Here is an 18,822-nt window from a genome sequence, read left to right on the forward strand (position 1 = left end):
AGCGTCAGATTTCGAATGTGAAGATGCGCATCGTACGTCCGTCGATCGTCAGCAGCCGTCCGGCCAGTCCGTCGCCGATACCCGCGAGCAGCTTGATCGTTTCGAGCGCTTGCAGCGAGCCGATGACTCCGACGATCGGCGAAAGTACTCCGACGATCGGCTGTTGTACCGGCTGTTCCGGATAAAGAGAACGGTACGATCCGGCTCCCGCCGTGTTGAAGACCGAAACCTGTCCGCCGATCTGCTCGGCAGTACCGTATACCATCGGTATCCGCCGGGCCGAACAGAAATCGTCGATCGCATAACGGGTGGCGTAGTTGTCGGTGCAGTCCACGACGACGTCGCAATCCGACAGGATTTCGTCCGCATTGCCGCCGTCGAGCCGGTCGGTGCGGATTTCGATCCGGCAGGCCGGATTCAGCCGCGACAGCCGTGCCGCGGCGACTTCTGCTTTCGGAGCGTCCAGGTCGGCGGTTGTGTAGAGAATCTGGCGTTGCAGGTTGCTCAGCGATACGGTGTCGTTTTCGACGATCCGCAGGCGGCCGACTCCCGCCGCCGCCAGGTAGTTCAGCGTCGCCGAGCCGAGTCCTCCGGCTCCGACCACCGTTACGCGACTTTCCGAGAGCCGTTGCTGCCCGGTTGCCGAAAACCCTTCGACCAGCAGGTTGCGTTGATAGCGTTCCGTTTCTCGTTCGGTCATGCAGGTTTATTTTTGTTTTTTGTTATAGAGGAACCGTTTGATCTTGTGGGTCGGCGTTTTTTCGAATTCGTCTTTCTGTTCGATGACGGTCGATATTTTCGAGAAGCGGTTTACTTTCGAGTTGACGTAAGCGAGTAGCTCGTGCTTGATGTTTTCCATCCGGATGCCCAGTTCTTCCTTCATCGTCTTGTATTTGCGTTCGAGTTCTTCGCGGTTGAAGTAGACGATCGCCACCAGCTTGCCCATGTTGTCCTCCCTGACCAGCGAGTCGTTGACGAGCGCGTGACTGTTGAGGACGTTTTCGATCTCTTCGGGATAGATGTTTTCGCCGCTCGGGCCGAGAATCATGTTCGACAGCCGTCCCTTGATGTAGAGGTATCCGTCCTGGTCGAATAGGCCGAGGTCTTTCGTGCGGAACCAGCCGTCCGAGGTGAACGAGTCGGCGGTCGCTTCGGGGTCTTTGTAGTAGCCGATCATCACGTTCGGCCCTTTGACGACGATTTCGCCTTCGCCCGACTGCGGATTCACGTTGTCCAGCCGCGCCTGGACGCCTTCGAGCATCGGACCGGTCGACTGGTGGCGTACCATCGACGGGTTGACGCCGGCCAGTACCGGAGCCGTTTCGGTCAGCCCGTAGCCGATCGCGTACGGAAATTTCCCTTCGAACAGGAAGCGCTCGACGGTTCCGTCGAGTTTTGCCCCGCCGATCCCGAAAAAGCGGATGCGGCCGCCGAATAGTTTCATCAGTTTTTTGCCCGCTATGCGGTGCAGCCATTTGCGGCCCCACTCTTTCCGATACAGCCACCGCATCAGGCGGTTGGCCGACAGTTGGCGCAGGATTTTGTTTTTGTATATTTTCTCGATAATCAGCGGTACGCTCAGCATGATAGTCGGCCGTACCTCTTTGAGGATCGGCAGCAGTACGGCGGCGGTGGGCGCTTTGTCGAGATAGATCACCGAGGCTCCCCACATGAACGGCAGCAACATGCCCAGCGAGCATTCGTAAGTATGCGACAGCGGCAGGATCGACAGGAAGACGTCGTTTTGGTAAACCGGTTGCAGGATGCTGACCATCGCCAGTTCGCTGCAAAGGTTTTTGTGCGACAGCATGACCCCTTTGGGCCGGGAAGTCGTTCCGGAAGTATAGATGATGGCGGCGAGGTCTTCCTCTTTCGGATCCCTGATCGTTCCGCGCGGAGCGTCCGAATGGGAAGATATGACCCCGAGGTTCATCGAGCGAATTACGACCTGTAGCTGTGCGATAACTTCCTTGGATACTTTCGTATAGAGTTTGTCGGAAGCGACCAGGGCTTTCGCCTCGGAGTGCAGGATGATGCGGTCGATCTCCGCTCCGGAAAAGTCCGGCAAGATCGGGACGATGACCATGCCCGAAATCGCGGCGGCGAAATAAGCCGCTCCCCAGTTGGGCATGTTGTTGCTCAGCAGGGCGATCTTGTCCCCGTGGCTGAGACCGGATGCGACGAACGTTTCGATCAGGGAGTCTACCCGGTCTGCAAAATCGCGGTACGTGAGCGCCTCCCCGCCGTACATCGAAAAACACTTATTGGAACTGTAAGCGTGGATGCTGTGCTGATATAATTCCAGAAGCGTGTTGAACATAATTGATACGTTTGTTAAAAGCGATAAACACTCCCTAATGTAAAATGCAAATGTAAAGATTTTTGTTTTATAAATCGTACTTTTGCGCAAATAACCCGAACCGTAAACGGCAAAAATGACAAACTCCGAAAAAATCCGCAGGAAGGCTTTGTCGCTCGGATTCGATCTGTGCGGGATTGCCCGCTGCCGTTCGCTGGAGCGGCAGTACGATCGGTTTAAGAATTGGCTCGCCGACGGATGCGACGGCGGCTTGGAGTATTTGCGCCGGAATACCGGCAAACGGTTCGATCCGGGGGCGCTCTGCGAAGGCGCCCGTTCGGTGATCGTTTGCGGGGTCGGCTACCACCGCCCGCCGTCGGCGCACGAGGTGGCTTCCCGCATCGCTTCTTATGCGCATTCGAGGGATTACCATCTGACGATCCGCGAACGGTTGAACGAATTGTCGGCCTACCTGCGGGAACTCGTGCCCGGGGCGTCCGGACGGGTTTTTACCGATACCGCTCCGCTGGCCGAAAAGTCGTGGGCGGTCGAGGCCGGCCTGGGCTGGATCGGACGCAATTCGTTGCTGGCGAATCCCCGGCTCGGCTCGTTCCTGTTGCTGGGCGAGGTAGTTACGACGGCCGAATTGGAGTCGGACGCGCCGTTCGTGCGCGACGGCTGCGGAACCTGCCGCGCCTGCGTGGACGCCTGTCCGGTCGCGGCGATCCGTCCCGACCGGACGATCGACGCGGGGCGCTGCATTTCCCGCCGGACGATCGAAGCCGGCGACGGGGACGAAGGCGATCTGCACGGCTGGCTGTTCGGGTGCGACGTATGCCAAAGGGCCTGTCCTTACAACCGCAAAGCCCCGGTCTCCGTGCACGACTCTTTCGCACCGCTTGCGGAACTGGAACGGTTGGACATCGACGACTGGTTGGGATTGGACGAGGCCGGTTTCCGGCGGATTTTCGGCGAAACACCGCTTGCCCGGTGCGGTTTGCGCCGCCTACAAGAGCGGATACGTAGGCTGAAGTGAAGCCGGACGGATGCCGAGACGTGCGATTTTTCGCGTGCTTCGGAACAAAATCCGGCTTGCCCCTGAGGTTAACGTTTTGCCTGATAACCGATTGTATCCGGGGTGAAAAAAAACGAAAACTCGGGGCCGGCGAATGTTTGTAGGATTCATAATAAAACGTATTTTTGTGAATTGAAAACGGAAGCGTATTTTCAAAATTTAAAATAACAATTTGTAGATATGATGATCTTGTTGCAAGCAACTGAACCGGTGGCTGCCGCCACGGCCGCTGCCGCTGCGGCGACCGAGCAGGCTGCCCAAACGATGAGTTTCGGAGAGCTTTTCCTGGCCGGTGGTTTCCTGATGTGGCCTTTGTTGATTTTAGGGGGCGTGGCCGTGTTTATTTTCTTCGAACGGTTCTGGGCGATCCGCAAGGCTTCCGCCGTGGACGTGAATTTCATGAACCGGATCCGCGAGCAGATTTTCGACGGGAAAATCTCCGCGGCGATCCAACTTTGCCGTTCCACCAACACTCCGATCGCCCGGATGGTCGAAAAGGGGATCGAGCGGATCGGCCGTCCGCTGAGCGACGTGAACAGTTCGATCGAAAACGTAGGCAACCTGGAAGTGTCGAAGCTCGAAAACGGTCTGCCGATTCTGGCGACGATCGCCGGCGGCGCGCCGATGATCGGGTTTCTCGGTACGGTGGTCGGCATGGTGCAGGCTTTTATGAACATGTCGCAGGCGGGAGGAACGGTCGATATGACGGTGTTGGCCAGCGGTATGTACGTGGCGATGGTGACGACGGTCGGCGGTCTGACGGTCGGCGTGCCGGCCTATTTCGGGTATAACTACCTGGTGGCCCGTATCGAGAAGCTGGTATTTCAGATGGAGGCCAACTCGATTGCGTTCATGGATATCCTGAACCAGCCGATCGAACAGTAAGACAACACTTGTTACAAGAATTAAAATCGCACGATTATGGCCATTAAAAGAGGATCGAAAGTAGATGTAGGGTTCAGCGCTTCGTCGATGACGGACCTGATCTTCCTGCTGCTGCTTTTCATGATGCTCTCGACCACGCTGATCAATCCGAACGCCGTGAAGCTGACGTTGCCGAAGAGTTCCAATCAGTTGAAGGAGAAACCGTACACGACGGTTTCGATCAACTCCGATCTGGGCTATTTCATCGAGACGACGCCCGTTTCCTTCGATCGGCTCGAAGAGACGCTGGTCGCGAAACTGACCGGAACGGAAGATCCTACCGTGTCGCTGCACTGCGACAAAAGCGTTCCGATCGAAGAGGTGGTGAAAGTGATGAACATCGCCATGAAGAATAAGTTCAAACTGATTTTGGCAACGAGACCGGAATAACCGATGATTGACTTTCAGCCGGAAGACCGTACGCAGCAGCGCCTCGTAGGCGGAATAGCGACGCTGATTTACGCAGTGTCGGTGTTGCTGTTGTTGTTGCTGTTGAAATTTCAACTGCTTCCGCCTCCCGACAACGGCGAGGGGCTGATGATTAATTTCGGGAATGTCGAGGAGGCTGCTCCTGGAGCCGACCTCGCGATGAACGACCAGGCTGCCGAGGCTCCGCAGCAACCGCAGCAACAGGCTCCGCCGCAGCAGGCTGCCGAGGACGAGCAGTTGACGCAGGACTTCGAGGAGACCGACGTCGTAGTTAGGGAGAAGAAGAAAGACGAAAAGAAAACGCCGAAAAAAGAGGATAAGAAGGTCGAGGCCAAGCCCAAGCCCGAACAGAAGCCGGTGGAGAAGCCGCGCGAGGTGAATCGTAAAGCGCTGTTTCCGGGCCGCACCGAGGGCAGCAAAGCTGCGAGCGAAGGAACCGGAACCGGGGCCGGCAATCAGGGGAACCCGGCCGGAACGCCGGAAGGAAGCCACGAAGGAACCGGGACGGGCACCGGCGGCAATTCGGCGAGCCTGTCCGGGCGATCGCTGGTCGGAATGCTTCCGAAACCCGATTACAGCGCTAAAGACCAGGGACGCGTTGTGATCGAAATCATGGTGGATCAGCAGGGGAAAGTCACTGCGGCGACCTATCGTTCGAAAGGTTCCACGACGCAGAACAGTTCGCTGGTCAATTCCGCGCTGCAGGCGGCCCGCCGCGCGCAGTTCAACGTGGACGAGAACGCTCCGGTTTCGCAGTCGGGAACCATTACCTACAATTTCCGGATGCAGTGACGTCGTTCTCCGCAGAACGGAGTATAGCCGTAACAGCGTATGAGGTATCTGTTGATTTTGATATGTGTCGTTTTCGGAGGCGGGGAGCTTTGCGCCCAGCCTGCCGTCGCCTTCGAGACCAAAACGTACGATCTGGGCGAGGTCGGTGAAAAGGGCGGAGCCGTGAGCCGGGATTTCCGTTTCGAAAATACCGGGGACGCTCCGCTGGTGATTATAAAAGCCGAAACGGCCTGCAATTGCACGAAAGTCCGCTTTTCGCGGAAACCGGTGGCTCCGGGACGGAAAGGTACGGTGACGGTGGTTTACGATCCCGCCAAGCAAGACGGCTCTTTTCTGAAAGCCGTCAAAATCCTGACGAATACGCCCGAAAAGCAGTATATCGTTACGATCCGCGGAAACGTCGTTCCGTAGGAGGAAATTACCGGATATTTGATTATTTTTGTTTTGGCCCGCCCTTTGACGGACGGGTAGGTTATTTAGTGTCGGACGATTGTGGAACTATTGATAAAAAATTGCCTGGTGCTTCCGATGACGGAACAGCCCGGCAGACCGAAATATTACCGGGGCGCGGTTGCCATCAGCGGCGACCGGATCGCGTTGGTGAGCGACTCCCCGCAGCGGATCGAACGTTACGAGCGGGAGCGAGGAGAAGGATTGCAGGTGGCGGACGGCGCCGGACGGCTCGTGATGCCGGGTCTGATTAACCTGCACAACCACGTGTCGATGACCCTGATGCGCGGCTATGCCGACGACCTGCCGCTGATGCCGTGGCTGACCGAAAAGATTTGGCCGTTCGAGGCGAAACTGGACGGCGACGATATTTACAGCGGGGCCGAGCTGGGAATCGCCGAAATGCTGCTCGGCGGTACGACCGCTTTCGTCGATATGTACTGGTATGCCGACCGGGTCGCCGAGGCGGCGATCCGCAGCGGAATCCGGGCGGTCGTCAGTCCGGCTTTCGTCGGGACGGCGTTCGACGGTTACGTCGAACGGACGCAGCGGATGATTGAACGGTATAACGGCGCCGCCGGCGATCGCATCCGGGTTTGGGTCGCTCCGCATGCCCCGTACACCTGTACGCCCGAACAAATCCGCGAATCGCTGAAACTGTGCGAACGCAACGGGGTAGGCGTCAATATCCATGTCGCCGAGACTTTGTCGGAAGTGGAAACGATTCGCGAACGATACGGTAAAACGCCGGTGGAGCATCTACGCGATCTCGGTGTTTTCGATTACCGCGCGTTGGCGGTGCATTGCGTCCACCTGACCGAAACGGATATGGAGATCTTGTCCCGGCAGGGCGTTTCCGTCGTGTATAATCCGCAGAGCAACATGAAGCTCGCGAGCGGGATCGCTCCGGTCGCCCGGTTGCTCGAACGGGGCGCCAACGTCGGCATCGGCACCGATGGGCCGAGTTCGAACAACGACCTGGATATGTGGGACGAGATGCGTACGGGTTCGTTTTTGCAGAAAGTAGCTACCGGAGATCCGTGCGTATTGCCGGCGTACGAAGTGTTGCGGATGGCGACGACGCGGGCGGCCGATGCGATCGGCATGAAGGGCGAGATCGGCGTGCTAGCCGAAGGGGCCCGCGCCGACCTGATCGTGCTGAATCTCGATAAACCGCACCTGACTCCGTGTCACGACCTGGTCGCGAACCTGGTTTACTGCGCGAAGCCGTCCGACGTGGAGACGGTGATGGTCGACGGACGCATCGTGGTGCGGCAGGGTGCACTGGCGAACGGAGATTTCGGAGCGATCCGCCGTGAGGTCGAACGCCGCCTGGGCGTTTTGCAACGGCGCGGGGAGTAGACCGGCGGATTGCGGCCGGTTTGTGTCGGAACCTAACCAAAACTTAAATAAAAAGATGAAGTTACTACGTTTTGCATGCCTGTTTTTAGGCGCGGTTGCCGTTTTTGACGGCGCTTCGGGCGCGGTCGTTCGGCAGGATAATTCGCAGGTGCCGGGCATCCATGCGATTGGAAACGGCGGTCTGTGCGTCTATGGACAGGGCGCCGATATCCTGCAACTGTTCGGTCCGCCTTACTCTTCTCCCGGATTTTTCACGATGAATCTGCAGGGAGATTACCGGGTCGATCTGCAACGCGAGCCTCGGACGGCCGTTTGGCACAGCCTGATTACCGACGGTGGGGCGGAAGTAGCCCGTCAGACCGATTTCGTAACCGTCGGCAGCGATGGTTTCGTCCGCCGTATTCATGCGCAGCGTCCGTTCAGTTACCGGATCACCGTCAGGATGGAAGATCGGTATGCTCCGTATGAGGAGCTGATAACGGTCAGGGAGGATATGTCGGCCGCGGAATTAAAGAATGCGAACCGGCGTTACCGGATCGGCATCGCTCCCGGCGTTCCTTTTTACAGCAGTTATAAAGCCCCTTCGGGTTATCTGTACGAGGTGTTTACGACCGGTTCGGCGACGCTCGTCCCGGGAGCGGGCGGCGATAAAAGTTGGGTGCTGAACGTGACTCCGGGCGACGGAGCCTTGTACGTAGTTGCCGGACCGAACGAACGCCGGCTTGCCGAAAACAGCGCGGCGATCGCTTCCGCATCGCCCGAATCGTTGCAGAAGGCGAGTGCGAAAAGCTGGAAGAAATATGCGGCGAAGCAGCACCGGTTCAAAGCGTCGAACCTGCCGGACGACCGCCGCGACGAATTTTTCCGGGCCGTGGACGACATCGGCGTGCTGATCAAGAGCCAGCAAGGACGCGAAGGCGGCGTACTGGCCGGGATCGTTTACCACATGGGCTACGTGCGCGACCAGTACGGGGTTTCGCGGGCGCTGTTGGCGCTGGGACACAGCGAAGAGGCCCGCGGCATCCTGGAGTTCTACCATAACATATGGAAGGTTTACGGATATATCCAGAATGCGCAGGCGATCGGTTATCCCGGAATTTTCCACCGTCACGAAAACGACGAGACCGAGATTACCGGTTATTTGGTCGTGCAGGCGTTCGATTATTTCCGGAAAACGAACGATGCGGCGTTCCTCGAACGAATTCTTCCGATGCTTGAGTGGGCGACCCAGGCGCAGCAACGCAACCTGATCGACGGTATGCTGCCGTTCAACGGCGACGAGACTTACATTGCCGGCGGCGTCGTGCCGCGCAAGGTGATGTACCACGGTTCGGCCGAGGCGACGCTGCTGTTTATCGAAGGGAGTTCGCGGTTGCTGGATTTCGTCCGTACGCGGTCGCTGTGGAACGAAGACCGGATCGCCGCGCTCGAACGCGACGTGCGGCAATGCAGCGATCGTTACCGCGATAATTTTTACCGGGACGGCAAGCTGTTCATCAACAATCCGCAGCGCGAGGCGAAGGTCAGCTATCCGGCTACGCGTCCCGGCGTTTGCCTGCACCCCGATCATTTCGATTACTTTACCGAGACCTACCATTTCAAAGGGTGTCTTTATTTCTGCGAGGATTGCATGCGCAAAGACAACAGCCGGGTCGAACTGCCGCCCGTAGAGCGTTTCAGTATTCCGTCCGCCTACCTTTTCCCTATCTACATCAATGCGCAGCTCCTTTCCGATTCCGAGAAACGGGCTTTGCTCGACGAGGTGGTCGCGCTTTACCGGAAGACCGGGAAAATCTCGTCGCAGGACCGGATACTGGGCTACGATTTCGGCATGTTCCTATATGCGCTGGCCGACTGCGGGGATCCGCTCGCTGCAGATGTTTACGACCGGATGATGGCCCTGCGCGACGATTCGGGCGCATGGGTCGAATATTATGTCGATGGACAGCCGAGCGGCTGTCGGTGCCGGCCGTGGGAGAGCGGCATCAATATCGAGGCGGCGATCAAATACGCCCGGTAGATGCCTCGGCATGTCCGGATCGAACGAAGGCTTCTTCGTAAGGAGAAGCCTTTGTTATTTTGCGAACCCGGGGCTCATCGGGGAATCAGCGGATTTTTGCGCCGGTCGGCGGCAGCTCGTCCGACGACCGGTTCACTCCGACTCCGAACAGGGCGAAATCGTACCGGACGGGGTCGTCCGGATCGAGCCGCCGCAGCGAGCCGGTGATCTCTTCGACCGCTTTCCAGTCGTTTTGCCGTCGGGTGAGTAGGCCCAGCGCACGGCCGGTATTGCCGGTGTGGACGTCGAGCGGCAAGTAGAGCGCCGAGGGCGGGATCGTCCGCCACAGTCCGAAATCAACGCCGCGACTGTCGCTGCGCACCATCCATTTGAGAAACATGTTCAACCGTTTGCAGGCCGCGCCCTTGTCGATGCTGGAGAGGTGCTTTTCGCAGCGCGTCGGATGATCGCTTTCCCAGAACGTCGTGCGGAACCGCGACAGTACCGTGCGCAGATCGCCCGTGGCGGCGTATGTCTGTTCGAAATAGCCGCCGAGACTTCCGTAGCGGCTGCATAGTCGGCGCAGGGCGCGAATAAAGGCGATGCAGTCCGCTCCGTTGAACGTGCGGTGAACGAAGTTCAGCAGCGCGTTCAGTTCCTGTTCCGACGCATGGACGGTGAAATCGTACGGAGCGTCGTCCATCAGGCGCATCAGCCGGCCGGCATTGCGAACGATCGATTTGCGGTTGCCCCATGCGATCGTGGCGGCCAGAAAACCGCTGATCTCGATGTCCTCCCTGCGTTCGAAGCGGTGAGGAACGGAGATCGGGTCGTCCGCAATGAAGTCGGGCGCGTTGTAGCGGTCGTGCAGGCCGTCGAGCAGCTCTTTGAGTTCGTCGTGTTCCATCAGGGGCGAATCAGTCCGTCGATCATCTGGATTTTGCGGTCGGACATTTCGGCCAATTGTTCGTCGTGCGTCACGATGACGACCGTTTGCCCGAACGTATCGCGCAGCGTGAAGAACAGTTTGTGGATCTCTTCCTTATTTTTGGTGTCGAGGTTGCCGGACGGCTCGTCGGCCAGCAGTACGGCGGGCGAGTTGATCAGTGCGCGGGCGATGGCTACGCGTTGCTGTTCGCCCCCCGACAGTTCGGCGGGTTTATGGGTCAGACGGTGTTCCATGGCCAGCATCCCGAGCAGTTCGGCGGCCCGTTTTTCGACTTCGTGCCGTTCGCGTCCGGCGATGTAGCCCGGAATACACACGTTCTCGAACGCGGAAAACTCGGGCAGCAGGTGGTGGAACTGGAATACGAAGCCGATCTTCGTGTTGCGGAATTTCGAGATGTTCTTGTCCGACAGCGTATGCACGGCTACGCCGTCGATCTCGATCTCGCCGGAAGTGGGCCGGCTCAGCGTGCCGAGGATTTGCAGCAGCGTCGTTTTGCCGGCGCCGCTCGGCCCGACGATCGAAACGACTTCCCCTTTGTCGATCGACAGGTCGATTCCTTTGAGCACTTCGAGCGCACCGAAACTTTTGTGTATATCTTTGGTTTTTATCATGGTTTTGCGGTATTTGCAGCGGTAAAACGGTTCCACAGCGCGATGACCTGCGCGGCTTCGCGAACGTCGTGCACCCGCAGGATCGAGGCTCCCTGGCGCAGGCATTCCCAGTGCAGCGCGGAGGTGCCGGTCAGCGCGTCGTCCGGCGTCGTGTCGAGCGTCCGGTAGATCATCGATTTGCGCGAGATGCCGGCTAAAAACGGAAGCCCCGTGTCGCGGAATGTTTCGCCCATCCGGCCGAGCAGCATGAAATTCTGATCGACGGTTTTTGAAAAACCGAATCCCGGATCGAGCACGATCTGTTCGACTCCGGCGCTGCGCAGCGTTTCGGTTTTTGCTGCGAAGTAACCGCGTATTTCGCCGATCAGATCGTCGTAGTGCGTCCGGCTCTGCATGTTCTGCGGCGTGCCGCGCATGTGCATGGCAATGAATGGCACCCGGTAACGGGCGGCTACGCCGGCGATTTCCGGTTCGGCTTCCGCGCCCGTGATGTCGTTGACGATACACGGGCCGAAGTTTTCGAGTGTTTTTTCCATTACGCCGGCCCGGAAAGTGTCGATCGACACGGCGGTGTCGGGAAATTTTTTGCGGATGATCTCCAACGCCGAGGCGAGTCTGCGGAACTCCTCCCGAGGGGAGACGTCGTCCGCTCCCGGACGCGACGAATACCCGCCGACGTCCAGAATGGCGGCGCCTTCCGATACGGCCTGCCGCACCCGGCGTTCGATCGCATCCGCTTCCTGAGTCCGGCTGCCGCTGAAAAACGAATCCGGCGTCACGTTGACGATCGCCATGACGACGGGGTTTTCAAGGCTGATTTCGATTTTTCCTACGGTCAGTTTCATAATTGGCCGAATAATTCGTGCAATTTCAATACCTGGGGGATGACCAGCGTGCGGTCGTCTGAAACGATCACGTGGTCGGCCCGCGCGATGCGTTCTTCTTCGCTGAGCTGGGCCGCGATCCGCGCCCGTACGGACGCTTCGTCCGTTCCGTCGCGCCGGCAGGTACGCCGGATACGCAGCGCTTCCGGCGCAGCCACTTCGACCGTGGCGTCCATTAGCCGGTCGGCGCCGCTTTCGAACAGCACGGCGGCTTCCTGGATGACGTAATGACCCGTTTGCCGTCCGGCCCATCGCATGAAATCGACCGCGACGGCCGGATGGACGATCCGGTTCAGCCGCTCCCGCAGGAGGCAGTTGCCGAAAATTTGCGCGGCGACCGCCCGCCTGTCCAGGACTCCGTCCCGGTAAGCGGCGCTGCCGAGCAATTCCCGGATTTTTCCGATGACGGCCGGGTCGGTGTTCATCAGCCGCCTGGCTTCGGTGTCCGAGTCGTACACCGGAACCCCCAGCAACGAAAAGAGGCGGCAAACCGTGCTTTTTCCGCTTCCGATCCCTCCGGTTATACCGACCTTAATCATCGCTTCGTTTTGGAAATTCGATTTCGACCGGAGCGGCCACCGATTTGATTTTCAAGTCGGTGATCTGGGACGAAATGGTGTTTTGCAACCAGAACGGCGAGATATCGTACAGGCCCGAGGCCGTCGTCGACGGCGTTACCGCGATGTTGTCCGACGAGATGAACACTCCGTTTTTACGCGGAGCGATCTTGTGCAGCAAGATCTGGTATCCTGATCCTTCCACCTGACACCGCACCGAATAATAGACGCTGTCGATGCGGACGGGGATGTTGATATCGGCCGTATAGGAGTGACTGAGCTTGGTCACGTACCACAAGATCAGCGATAATCCCAGCAGCATGAAGAATACCGGGTTGCTGAGCCTGCGTGCGGTGACTTTCAGGTATAAGGTGAATTTATGCATTTCCCACGTTCGGTTTCTTTGCAAAATAAAGGAAAATTCGGGGAATAAAAAAATATCCGTCCTTGTCCGAAAACCGAAAGAGAAGCGAGATTAGGGTATAGGAAGACAAAAAGGCTTCGCATCGCGAAGCCTTTTTTACCGCCCGGACGGAACGGTTTATTTGTCGAGCGACAGTTTTTCGCTGTTTTTGTTGGTTTTGCCTTCCGCGGCGTATTTTTTGTTCAGTCCTTCCAGAACGATTTGCGTGATGTCCAGCGACGGGTCGGCGTTCATGACCGGGCCGCCCGAAGTCGTGCTGAGAATGATTTTGAAACGGTAGTCGCTGTTGAATTCCTTCAGGTATTCGGTGATGTTGTAGTGGATTTTGTTCAGCATGACTTGTTCCTGTTCGGCCAATTCGTTCATCACTTTGTCGCGGTGCTGAACGAACGACTGCTGTTTTTTCTCCAGATTTTCCTGCATGGTCATCGCTTCCGAACGGGTGACCAGCCCTTTGTCGATCTTGTTCTGGTAATCTTTCAGGTCGGATTCGAGGCTGCGCCCTTTCGAGGTGAGTTCCGCATCCGCTTTTTTGGCTTTGGCTTCGTACTCGGCGCGCAGATCGAGGTACATGTCGTACTTGCTGATCAGCGAATCGACGTTGAAGTAAGCGATGGTCCCGCTCGATGCCGCTGCTGCAGCGTCGCTTTCCGTGGTTTCTGCGGCAGGTTTCGTTTCGCCGCCGGCCGGGGCTTGGTTTTTGTTGCAGCCTACAGTCGTCAGGGCGACCGCAGCGAGAATTAACAGGATCTTTTTCATGTCAGATTTTAAAAATGTGTTTTATAAAATTCGGTTTTGTTTCGTGCTTGCGGATTTTCCGTACCTGTTCGAATCCGTTTGACAGAGCGTGTTTTTCCGTCGATTATTGCGCAAATATATTAATTATTTCTTTTCATTTGCTTATTTTTGCAGGTAAATATGGTAGCGTATTATGTATGAATACATCACGGGTCGGATCGAGACGCTGACTCCGGCGTCGGTCGTCGTGGAAGCTGCGGGCGTCGGGTATTTTTTGAATATCTCGTTGCAGACTTTTTCGCAGATCGGTTCCCGGACGGAGGTGAAACTGTATACCCATTTTGCGGTGCGTGAGGACGCGCAGGTGCTTTACGGCTTTTTCAGCCGCGCCGAACGCGATATTTTCCGGTCGTTGATCGGCGTTTCGGGAGTCGGGGGCAATACGGCCCGGATGATCCTCTCTTCGTTTACGGCCGAGGAGGTCTGCACGATCGTCGCGACCGGACAGGCCGACGTGCTGAAGACCGTCAAGGGACTCGGTCTGAAAACCGCGCAGAAAATCATCGTGGAATTGCGGGATAAGATCGGCGCGGGCAGCGCTGCCGCGACTTCCGTTCCGGTGCAGGGTGCGGCGGGGGAGACTTTCTCCGAGGCGGTGGCCGCGCTGACGATGCTCGGATTTACGCGGCAGGCGACCGAGAAGGCGTTGCGGGCTATTCAGCAGGAATCTCCGGCGGCTTCGGTCGAGGAACTGGTGCGGCTTGCGTTGAAGCGTTTGTGACGCCGGCCGCGGGACGCGGAACGCGGCGACGGAAAGATCGTTCCGTTTTTGCGGCCGGATCGATTTTTTTTACGGAAAATTACGGCAATCCGGCAAATTATTCTATTTTTGTTGCCAAATTCGTGGCATATGTCTATGCTTTCTGACAGTAATGGTTTGTTTTTTAGGGTTTTCGGCAGAAAGCCCCGGCGCTGTTACATGAAAATCGAATAAACATACTATCATATGGATTTATACCTGATCATCGTCATCATTATGCTTGCTCTGGCAGTCTCGGGACTGGTTGTGGGAGTCGCTAACGATGCGGTGAATTTTCTAAATTCGGCCCTGGGTTCCAAGGCCGCACCCCGTTATGTGATCATGACGGTGGCTTCGGTCGGAATCATCGTCGGAGCCATCACTTCGAACGGGATGATGGAAGTCGCCCGCAGCGGCGTTTTCCATCCGGAGATGTTTACATTCGCCGAGGTCATGCTGCTGTTCCTGGCGGTGATGTTCACCAACGTGATCCTGCTGGATATTTTCAATACGCTGGGAATGCCTACTTCTACTACCGTGTCGCTGGTGTTCGGGCTGCTGGGAGCCGCCGTAGGGATCAGTATCTTCAAAATAGCGAACGATGCGCTGGTGACGCTGCCCGACGGTTCGCTGGCCACGATGGCCGACATGATCAATACGGGCAATGCGATGGCGATTATCGGCGGAATCCTGATTTCGGTGGTAATCGCTTTTGTTTGCGGTACGGTCGTGATGTACATCACGCGGCTGATCTTTTCGTTCCGTTACCAGTCGAAACTGAAGTCGTACGGAGCCGTCTGGTGCGGGATCGCTCTGACGGCTATTTCGTATTTCGCCGTTTTCAAAGGGTTGAAAGGGACGCAGGTCATTCCCGCCGACTGGATGAGCTGGATGGAAGGGCATATACCGATGATGCTCGGCGGGCTGCTGGTCGGCTGGAGCTTGATTATGTCGATTCTCAGTATGCTGAAGGTGAATATCCTGCGGATCACCGTGCTGGCGGGCACGTTTTCGCTGGCGCTCGCTTTCGCCGGCAACGACCTGGTGAACTTCATCGGGGTGTTTGTCGCCGGAGTCGACGCTTACGACATCGTCCGGACGACCGGGGATACGAATATGCTGATGGGCGGATTGAACGATCCGGTCGTCGCCAACCTGCTGATCCTGTTCCTTTCGGGAGCGGTCATGGTCGTTACGCTGTGGTTCTCGAAAAAGGCCCAGAGCGTTTCCGACACCGAGATCAATCTGGCGCGCCAGGATGTAGGCGTAGAGCGTTTCGGTTCGACCTCTGCGTCGCGGGCGATCGTCCGCGCCACGATCAACTGCAATAAGAATTACGAGAAATATACGCCCGAGCGGATTCAGCGTTTCATCGCGAGCCGTTTCGTCCCGGTCGCCAATGCCAAGGACAAAGCGCCTTTCGATCTGATCCGGGCGACGGTGAACCTGACGGTCGCCTCGCTGCTGATCTCGATGGCTACGTCGTTGCAACTGCCGCTTTCGACTACTTACGTGACCTTTATGGTGGCGATGGGTAGTTCGCTTTCCGACCGGGCCTGGGGGCGGGAGAGTGCCGTGTACCGGATTACCGGGGTGTTGACCGTGATTGCCGGATGGTTCTTTACGGCATTGGTGGCCTTCACGGTCTCTTTTGCCGTTGCCGTTTTGCTGATGTGGGGCGGGGTGTTCGCCGTGGCTGGACTCAGCGTGCTGTGCTGTTATCTGATGATCCGGAGTACGAAGGCGCATAACCGGAAGTTGAAACGCGAAGCCGAAAAGCAGGCCGAACATAAGGCCGTTACCGACGAAAGTTCGATCGTGGATCGCAGCGTGCGGGAGATTACCGAAATGATGAACAAGGTGACGACGATCTACAACCAGACGCTGATCGGTTTGTTCAACGAAGACCGTAAGCTGCTCAAAAACATGGTTCGCGAATCGGAGGCGCTCTATCAGGTCGCGCACGAACGGAAACACGAAGTGCTGCCGACGCTGCTCGAGTTGCAGGAGAACTATGTCGAAACGGGGCATTATTACGTGCAGATCGCCGACTACCTCGACGAGGTAGCCAAGGCGCTGGTGCATATCACCCGGCCGAGTTTCGACCATATCAATAACAACCACGAGGGATTCCGCGTCGATCAGTTGGAAGATCTCAAACGGGTCAACAATCAGGTAAGCCGGATTTATCTGCATATCAACGAAATGCTGCGAACCAGCCATTTCGAGGAGTTGGACGAAATCCTGCGGATGCGCGACGAACTGTTCGATACGCTCGCTGCGGCGATCAAGAGCCAGATCAAGCGCGTGAAGGCGAAAGCCTCGACCACGCGCAGCAGCATCCTCTACCTGACCATCATCAACGAAACCAAAACGATGGTGCTCCAGAGCCGGAACTTGTTGAAAGCGCAGAAGTATTTCGTGATGAAAAAATAGGCGGCGTCCGTTTTTTTTGCAAAAGATTTCCGCCAACGGGCAATATTTCGGGCCGGACGCAGTTTGATATAATAGCGGGAGGGGCGTGTTGTTTTTGGAGGAAATTAGTCGTAGATTTGTAACCGGTTAGAGTTGCGGCAGTGAAACGAATTTTGTACATATTGGTTCTGGCGGCTGCTTTCGGCGGGTGTAAGGACGACGAGACCTACCTCGATAAGCAGCGTACTTCTTTCGAGAGTTATCTTTCGAGGATGGATTTTTCCTATACGACGCCCAACGGCGTTTACCGGTATGTGGCTAATGCGGATCGGGAGGGGTATGACCGGGAGGTGCCGGTCGAATACGGCGATTCGGTCAGTTTCGATTTCGCCGCCTACTTGTTTTCTTCGTCGATCGGCGCGCTCTACTACACCAACGTGAAAGAGTGGATTCCCGCGAAGGACCTGGAGGTGCTCAATCCGGAGTACTGGGACTTCTCGACGCGGCGGATCAAGCTGGGCAGCGCTTCGCTCGTCAAAGGTCTCGAATACGGCCTGGTGAATAGCCGTCAGAACGATTCGCTGTTGCTGTTCATGACTTCCGACCTGGTTTACGGAACCGAGAACATGGGAGTCGTGAATCCCGATCAGCCGGTCGTGTGGGCGGTAAAAATTAAAAAAGTAGTGAAACCATGATAAAAGTTATTCGGGCGATCCTGTCTGTTTTTATCGTTGCCGTGTCAGTCGCTTCCTGCGCGAAACAGCCTTCCGACGATTTGGGGGGCAGGCAACAGCTCGCCTTCGAGGAATGGATGAAATATTACGGCGACGGAGCCGTCAAACAGTCGACGGGTATTTATACTAAAAAGCTGGATTCCTTGCCCGGTAACGTGATCAGGCATCCGCAGGAAGGCAACTGGATACGGGTAAACTATACGGGGCGGATCCTCAATACGGGAAATATATTCGTTACGCGCGACAGCGCTACGGCGCAGTTGCAGGGCACTTTTCAATATTATACGCATTACGTGCCCGAATATTTCCAGTTTAAGAGCGATAACGGTTCCGTGCCGAGCGGCATGTTGTACGCGCTCGGCGAGATGAATGCGGGGGACGTCGTCCGTGCCTATATTCCTTACGGATTGGCGTACGGGACTTCGGGGACGTCGTTCGGTTCGGGCTACGAAGGCCAGGTCGCTTCCGTTCCCGGGAGCACGCCGATCATTATGGATATGGAACTGCTCGAAATTGTCGCCGATCCGGTGATTGCCGAAAACGAGTTGGTGCAGGATTTCGCTTATAACGAGTGGGGCAAGACGATCGAAGATACGGTGAGGGCCAACATTTACCGCCGGACGTTGAGTTTGGGCAAGGATACGGCTACCGTAAAAGCGGATACGACGGTCAGCGTGTATTACGTGGGACGTTTTATGGACGGTTTCGTTTTCGATACGAATATAGAGGATACGGCCAGAAAGTATAATATTTACAGCTCTTCGAACCGTTACGATTCGATCACCGTGAATACCGGCGGAACGGATACGACCTATGTGAAGGGTTTCTACCATGCGATCGTCGGGATGAAATTCGGGGAAACGGCGCAGACCGTCTTTACGTCGGCCTACGGTTACGGTTCCACGTTGCAGAGTCCCGAGAACGAGACTTGGATCAATCCCTATACGCCGCTGATGTTTACGATTATGGTGATTCCGCCCAATGGGGACGGTACGGCCTACCATCCGTACAGCATCAAAGGGGTGAAAGCGCTGACCAAGGACGAGGATGACGTGTGGATCACGGGTTACGTGGTCGGTGCGGTTGACGGCGCCAGCGTCGAGACGGGAGCCGTCTATTCCGATACGGTCAAGGTCAAAACCAATATCCTGCTGTCCGATATCCGTACTCCGGACGACGCTTCGCGGGTCGTGGCCGTCGAATTGCCCGAAGGAACGATCCGGGATAAGCTGAACCTGGTGGACAATGAGGCCATATACCGAAAAAAAATCGTCGTTCGCGGAAATATCAGGCAGTATCTCGGACAGACCGGTCTGGTCGATGTGACGCAGTATGTCAAAAAATAGGACGATATAAGAACGGACGGAGGGGGAAGGAAAGC

The 18,822-nt window shown here is 56.8% G+C and carries 19 protein-coding genes; 11 read left to right on the forward strand and 8 right to left on the reverse strand.

Translation table 11 applies throughout. From position 1 onward, the window contains the following. Positions 1 to 4: 4 nt before the first annotated feature. Both GFH31_RS09695 and GFH31_RS09700 read right to left on the reverse strand, forming a co-directional pair. On the reverse strand, positions 5 to 700 hold the full coding sequence (locus tag GFH31_RS09695; RefSeq protein WP_055202235.1) for a HesA/MoeB/ThiF family protein: 696 nt from the start codon (positions 698 to 700) through the stop codon (positions 5 to 7). A 6-nt stretch (positions 701 to 706) separates the two neighbouring features. Further along, the gene (locus GFH31_RS09700; protein ID WP_101571467.1) at positions 707 to 2,323 is read right to left on the reverse strand and encodes an AMP-binding protein; all 1,617 of its coding nucleotides are present in this window, start codon (positions 2,321 to 2,323) and stop codon (positions 707 to 709) included. Positions 2,324 to 2,435: 112 nt separating this feature from the next. On the opposite strand from GFH31_RS09700, the gene queG reads away from it, so the two are divergent. The 7 genes from queG to GFH31_RS09735 all read left to right on the forward strand — a co-directional run bounded on the left by queG (position 2,436) and on the right by GFH31_RS09735 (position 9,351). Then, the gene (queG, locus tag GFH31_RS09705; protein ID WP_153497831.1) at positions 2,436 to 3,335 is read left to right on the forward strand and encodes a tRNA epoxyqueuosine(34) reductase QueG; all 900 of its coding nucleotides are present in this window, start codon (positions 2,436 to 2,438) and stop codon (positions 3,333 to 3,335) included. Positions 3,336 to 3,554: 219 nt separating this feature from the next. Continuing rightward, positions 3,555 to 4,259 (forward strand): MotA/TolQ/ExbB proton channel family protein, encoded by a 705-nt coding sequence (locus tag GFH31_RS09710; RefSeq protein ID WP_055202228.1) that lies wholly within the window; start codon positions 3,555 to 3,557, stop codon positions 4,257 to 4,259. Between the two features lie 36 nt (positions 4,260 to 4,295). Beyond that, positions 4,296 to 4,688 carry an ExbD/TolR family protein gene (locus tag GFH31_RS09715; protein WP_055202226.1) on the forward strand — a complete coding sequence of 131 codons (393 nt, stop codon included), beginning with the start codon at positions 4,296 to 4,298 and terminating at the stop codon, positions 4,686 to 4,688. Between the two features lie 3 nt (positions 4,689 to 4,691). Then, on the forward strand, positions 4,692 to 5,519 hold the full coding sequence (locus GFH31_RS09720; protein ID WP_101571463.1) for a TonB family protein: 828 nt from the start codon (positions 4,692 to 4,694) through the stop codon (positions 5,517 to 5,519). A gap of 39 nt (positions 5,520 to 5,558) precedes the next feature. Beyond that, on the forward strand, positions 5,559 to 5,930 hold the full coding sequence (locus tag GFH31_RS09725) for a DUF1573 domain-containing protein (protein ID WP_101571461.1): 372 nt from the start codon (positions 5,559 to 5,561) through the stop codon (positions 5,928 to 5,930). A 117-nt stretch (positions 5,931 to 6,047) separates the two neighbouring features. Next, on the forward strand, positions 6,048 to 7,331 hold the full coding sequence (locus GFH31_RS09730; protein ID WP_118657140.1) for an amidohydrolase: 1,284 nt from the start codon (positions 6,048 to 6,050) through the stop codon (positions 7,329 to 7,331). A 55-nt stretch (positions 7,332 to 7,386) separates the two neighbouring features. Next, a complete protein-coding gene (locus GFH31_RS09735) occupies positions 7,387 to 9,351 on the forward strand; it encodes a hypothetical protein (RefSeq protein WP_153497832.1) in 1,965 nt (654 codons plus the stop codon). A gap of 85 nt (positions 9,352 to 9,436) precedes the next feature. On the opposite strand, the gene GFH31_RS09740 is transcribed toward GFH31_RS09735, so the two are convergent. The 6 genes from GFH31_RS09740 to GFH31_RS09765 form a co-directional block, all read right to left on the reverse strand. Then, positions 9,437 to 10,237 (reverse strand): TIGR02757 family protein, encoded by an 801-nt coding sequence (locus tag GFH31_RS09740; protein WP_118457739.1) that lies wholly within the window; start codon positions 10,235 to 10,237, stop codon positions 9,437 to 9,439. After that, the gene (locus GFH31_RS09745) at positions 10,237 to 10,890 is read right to left on the reverse strand and encodes an ABC transporter ATP-binding protein (RefSeq protein ID WP_055202215.1); all 654 of its coding nucleotides are present in this window, start codon (positions 10,888 to 10,890) and stop codon (positions 10,237 to 10,239) included. Before GFH31_RS09745 ends, GFH31_RS09740 begins: the two co-directional genes overlap by 1 nt. Further along, entirely contained in the window at positions 10,887 to 11,735 is an 849-nt protein-coding gene (folP, locus tag GFH31_RS09750; protein ID WP_228385755.1) for a dihydropteroate synthase, read from the reverse strand. Before folP ends, GFH31_RS09745 begins: the two co-directional genes overlap by 4 nt. After that, a complete protein-coding gene (coaE, locus tag GFH31_RS09755; RefSeq protein ID WP_118457735.1) occupies positions 11,732 to 12,313 on the reverse strand; it encodes a dephospho-CoA kinase in 582 nt (193 codons plus the stop codon). Before coaE ends, folP begins: the two co-directional genes overlap by 4 nt. Then, the gene (locus GFH31_RS09760; RefSeq protein ID WP_055202211.1) at positions 12,306 to 12,716 is read right to left on the reverse strand and encodes a hypothetical protein; all 411 of its coding nucleotides are present in this window, start codon (positions 12,714 to 12,716) and stop codon (positions 12,306 to 12,308) included. The genes coaE and GFH31_RS09760 overlap by 8 nt, the downstream gene beginning before the upstream one ends. A gap of 156 nt (positions 12,717 to 12,872) precedes the next feature. Then, positions 12,873 to 13,514 (reverse strand): OmpH family outer membrane protein, encoded by a 642-nt coding sequence (locus tag GFH31_RS09765; RefSeq protein ID WP_055202209.1) that lies wholly within the window; start codon positions 13,512 to 13,514, stop codon positions 12,873 to 12,875. Positions 13,515 to 13,686: 172 nt separating this feature from the next. Between GFH31_RS09765 and ruvA the strand changes: the two genes are divergently transcribed. The 4 genes from ruvA to GFH31_RS09785 all read left to right on the forward strand — a co-directional run bounded on the left by ruvA (position 13,687) and on the right by GFH31_RS09785 (position 18,787). Beyond that, on the forward strand, positions 13,687 to 14,274 hold the full coding sequence (gene ruvA, locus GFH31_RS09770; protein ID WP_055202207.1) for a Holliday junction branch migration protein RuvA: 588 nt from the start codon (positions 13,687 to 13,689) through the stop codon (positions 14,272 to 14,274). Between the two features lie 225 nt (positions 14,275 to 14,499). Next, complete coding sequence (locus GFH31_RS09775) at positions 14,500 to 16,728, forward strand: inorganic phosphate transporter (protein WP_118657098.1); 2,229 nt, start codon at positions 14,500 to 14,502, stop codon at positions 16,726 to 16,728. Positions 16,729 to 16,880: 152 nt separating this feature from the next. Beyond that, the gene (locus GFH31_RS09780; protein WP_118457731.1) at positions 16,881 to 17,402 is read left to right on the forward strand and encodes an FKBP-type peptidyl-prolyl cis-trans isomerase; all 522 of its coding nucleotides are present in this window, start codon (positions 16,881 to 16,883) and stop codon (positions 17,400 to 17,402) included. Continuing rightward, on the forward strand, positions 17,399 to 18,787 hold the full coding sequence (locus tag GFH31_RS09785) for a DUF6359 domain-containing protein (RefSeq protein WP_101571451.1): 1,389 nt from the start codon (positions 17,399 to 17,401) through the stop codon (positions 18,785 to 18,787). Before GFH31_RS09780 ends, GFH31_RS09785 begins: the two co-directional genes overlap by 4 nt. The last annotated feature ends 35 nt before the right edge of the window (positions 18,788 to 18,822 follow it).

The organism is Alistipes sp. dk3624 (genome assembly GCF_009557455.1).
Taxonomy (GTDB): Bacteria; Bacteroidota; Bacteroidia; order Bacteroidales; family Rikenellaceae; genus Alistipes_A; species Alistipes_A hominis.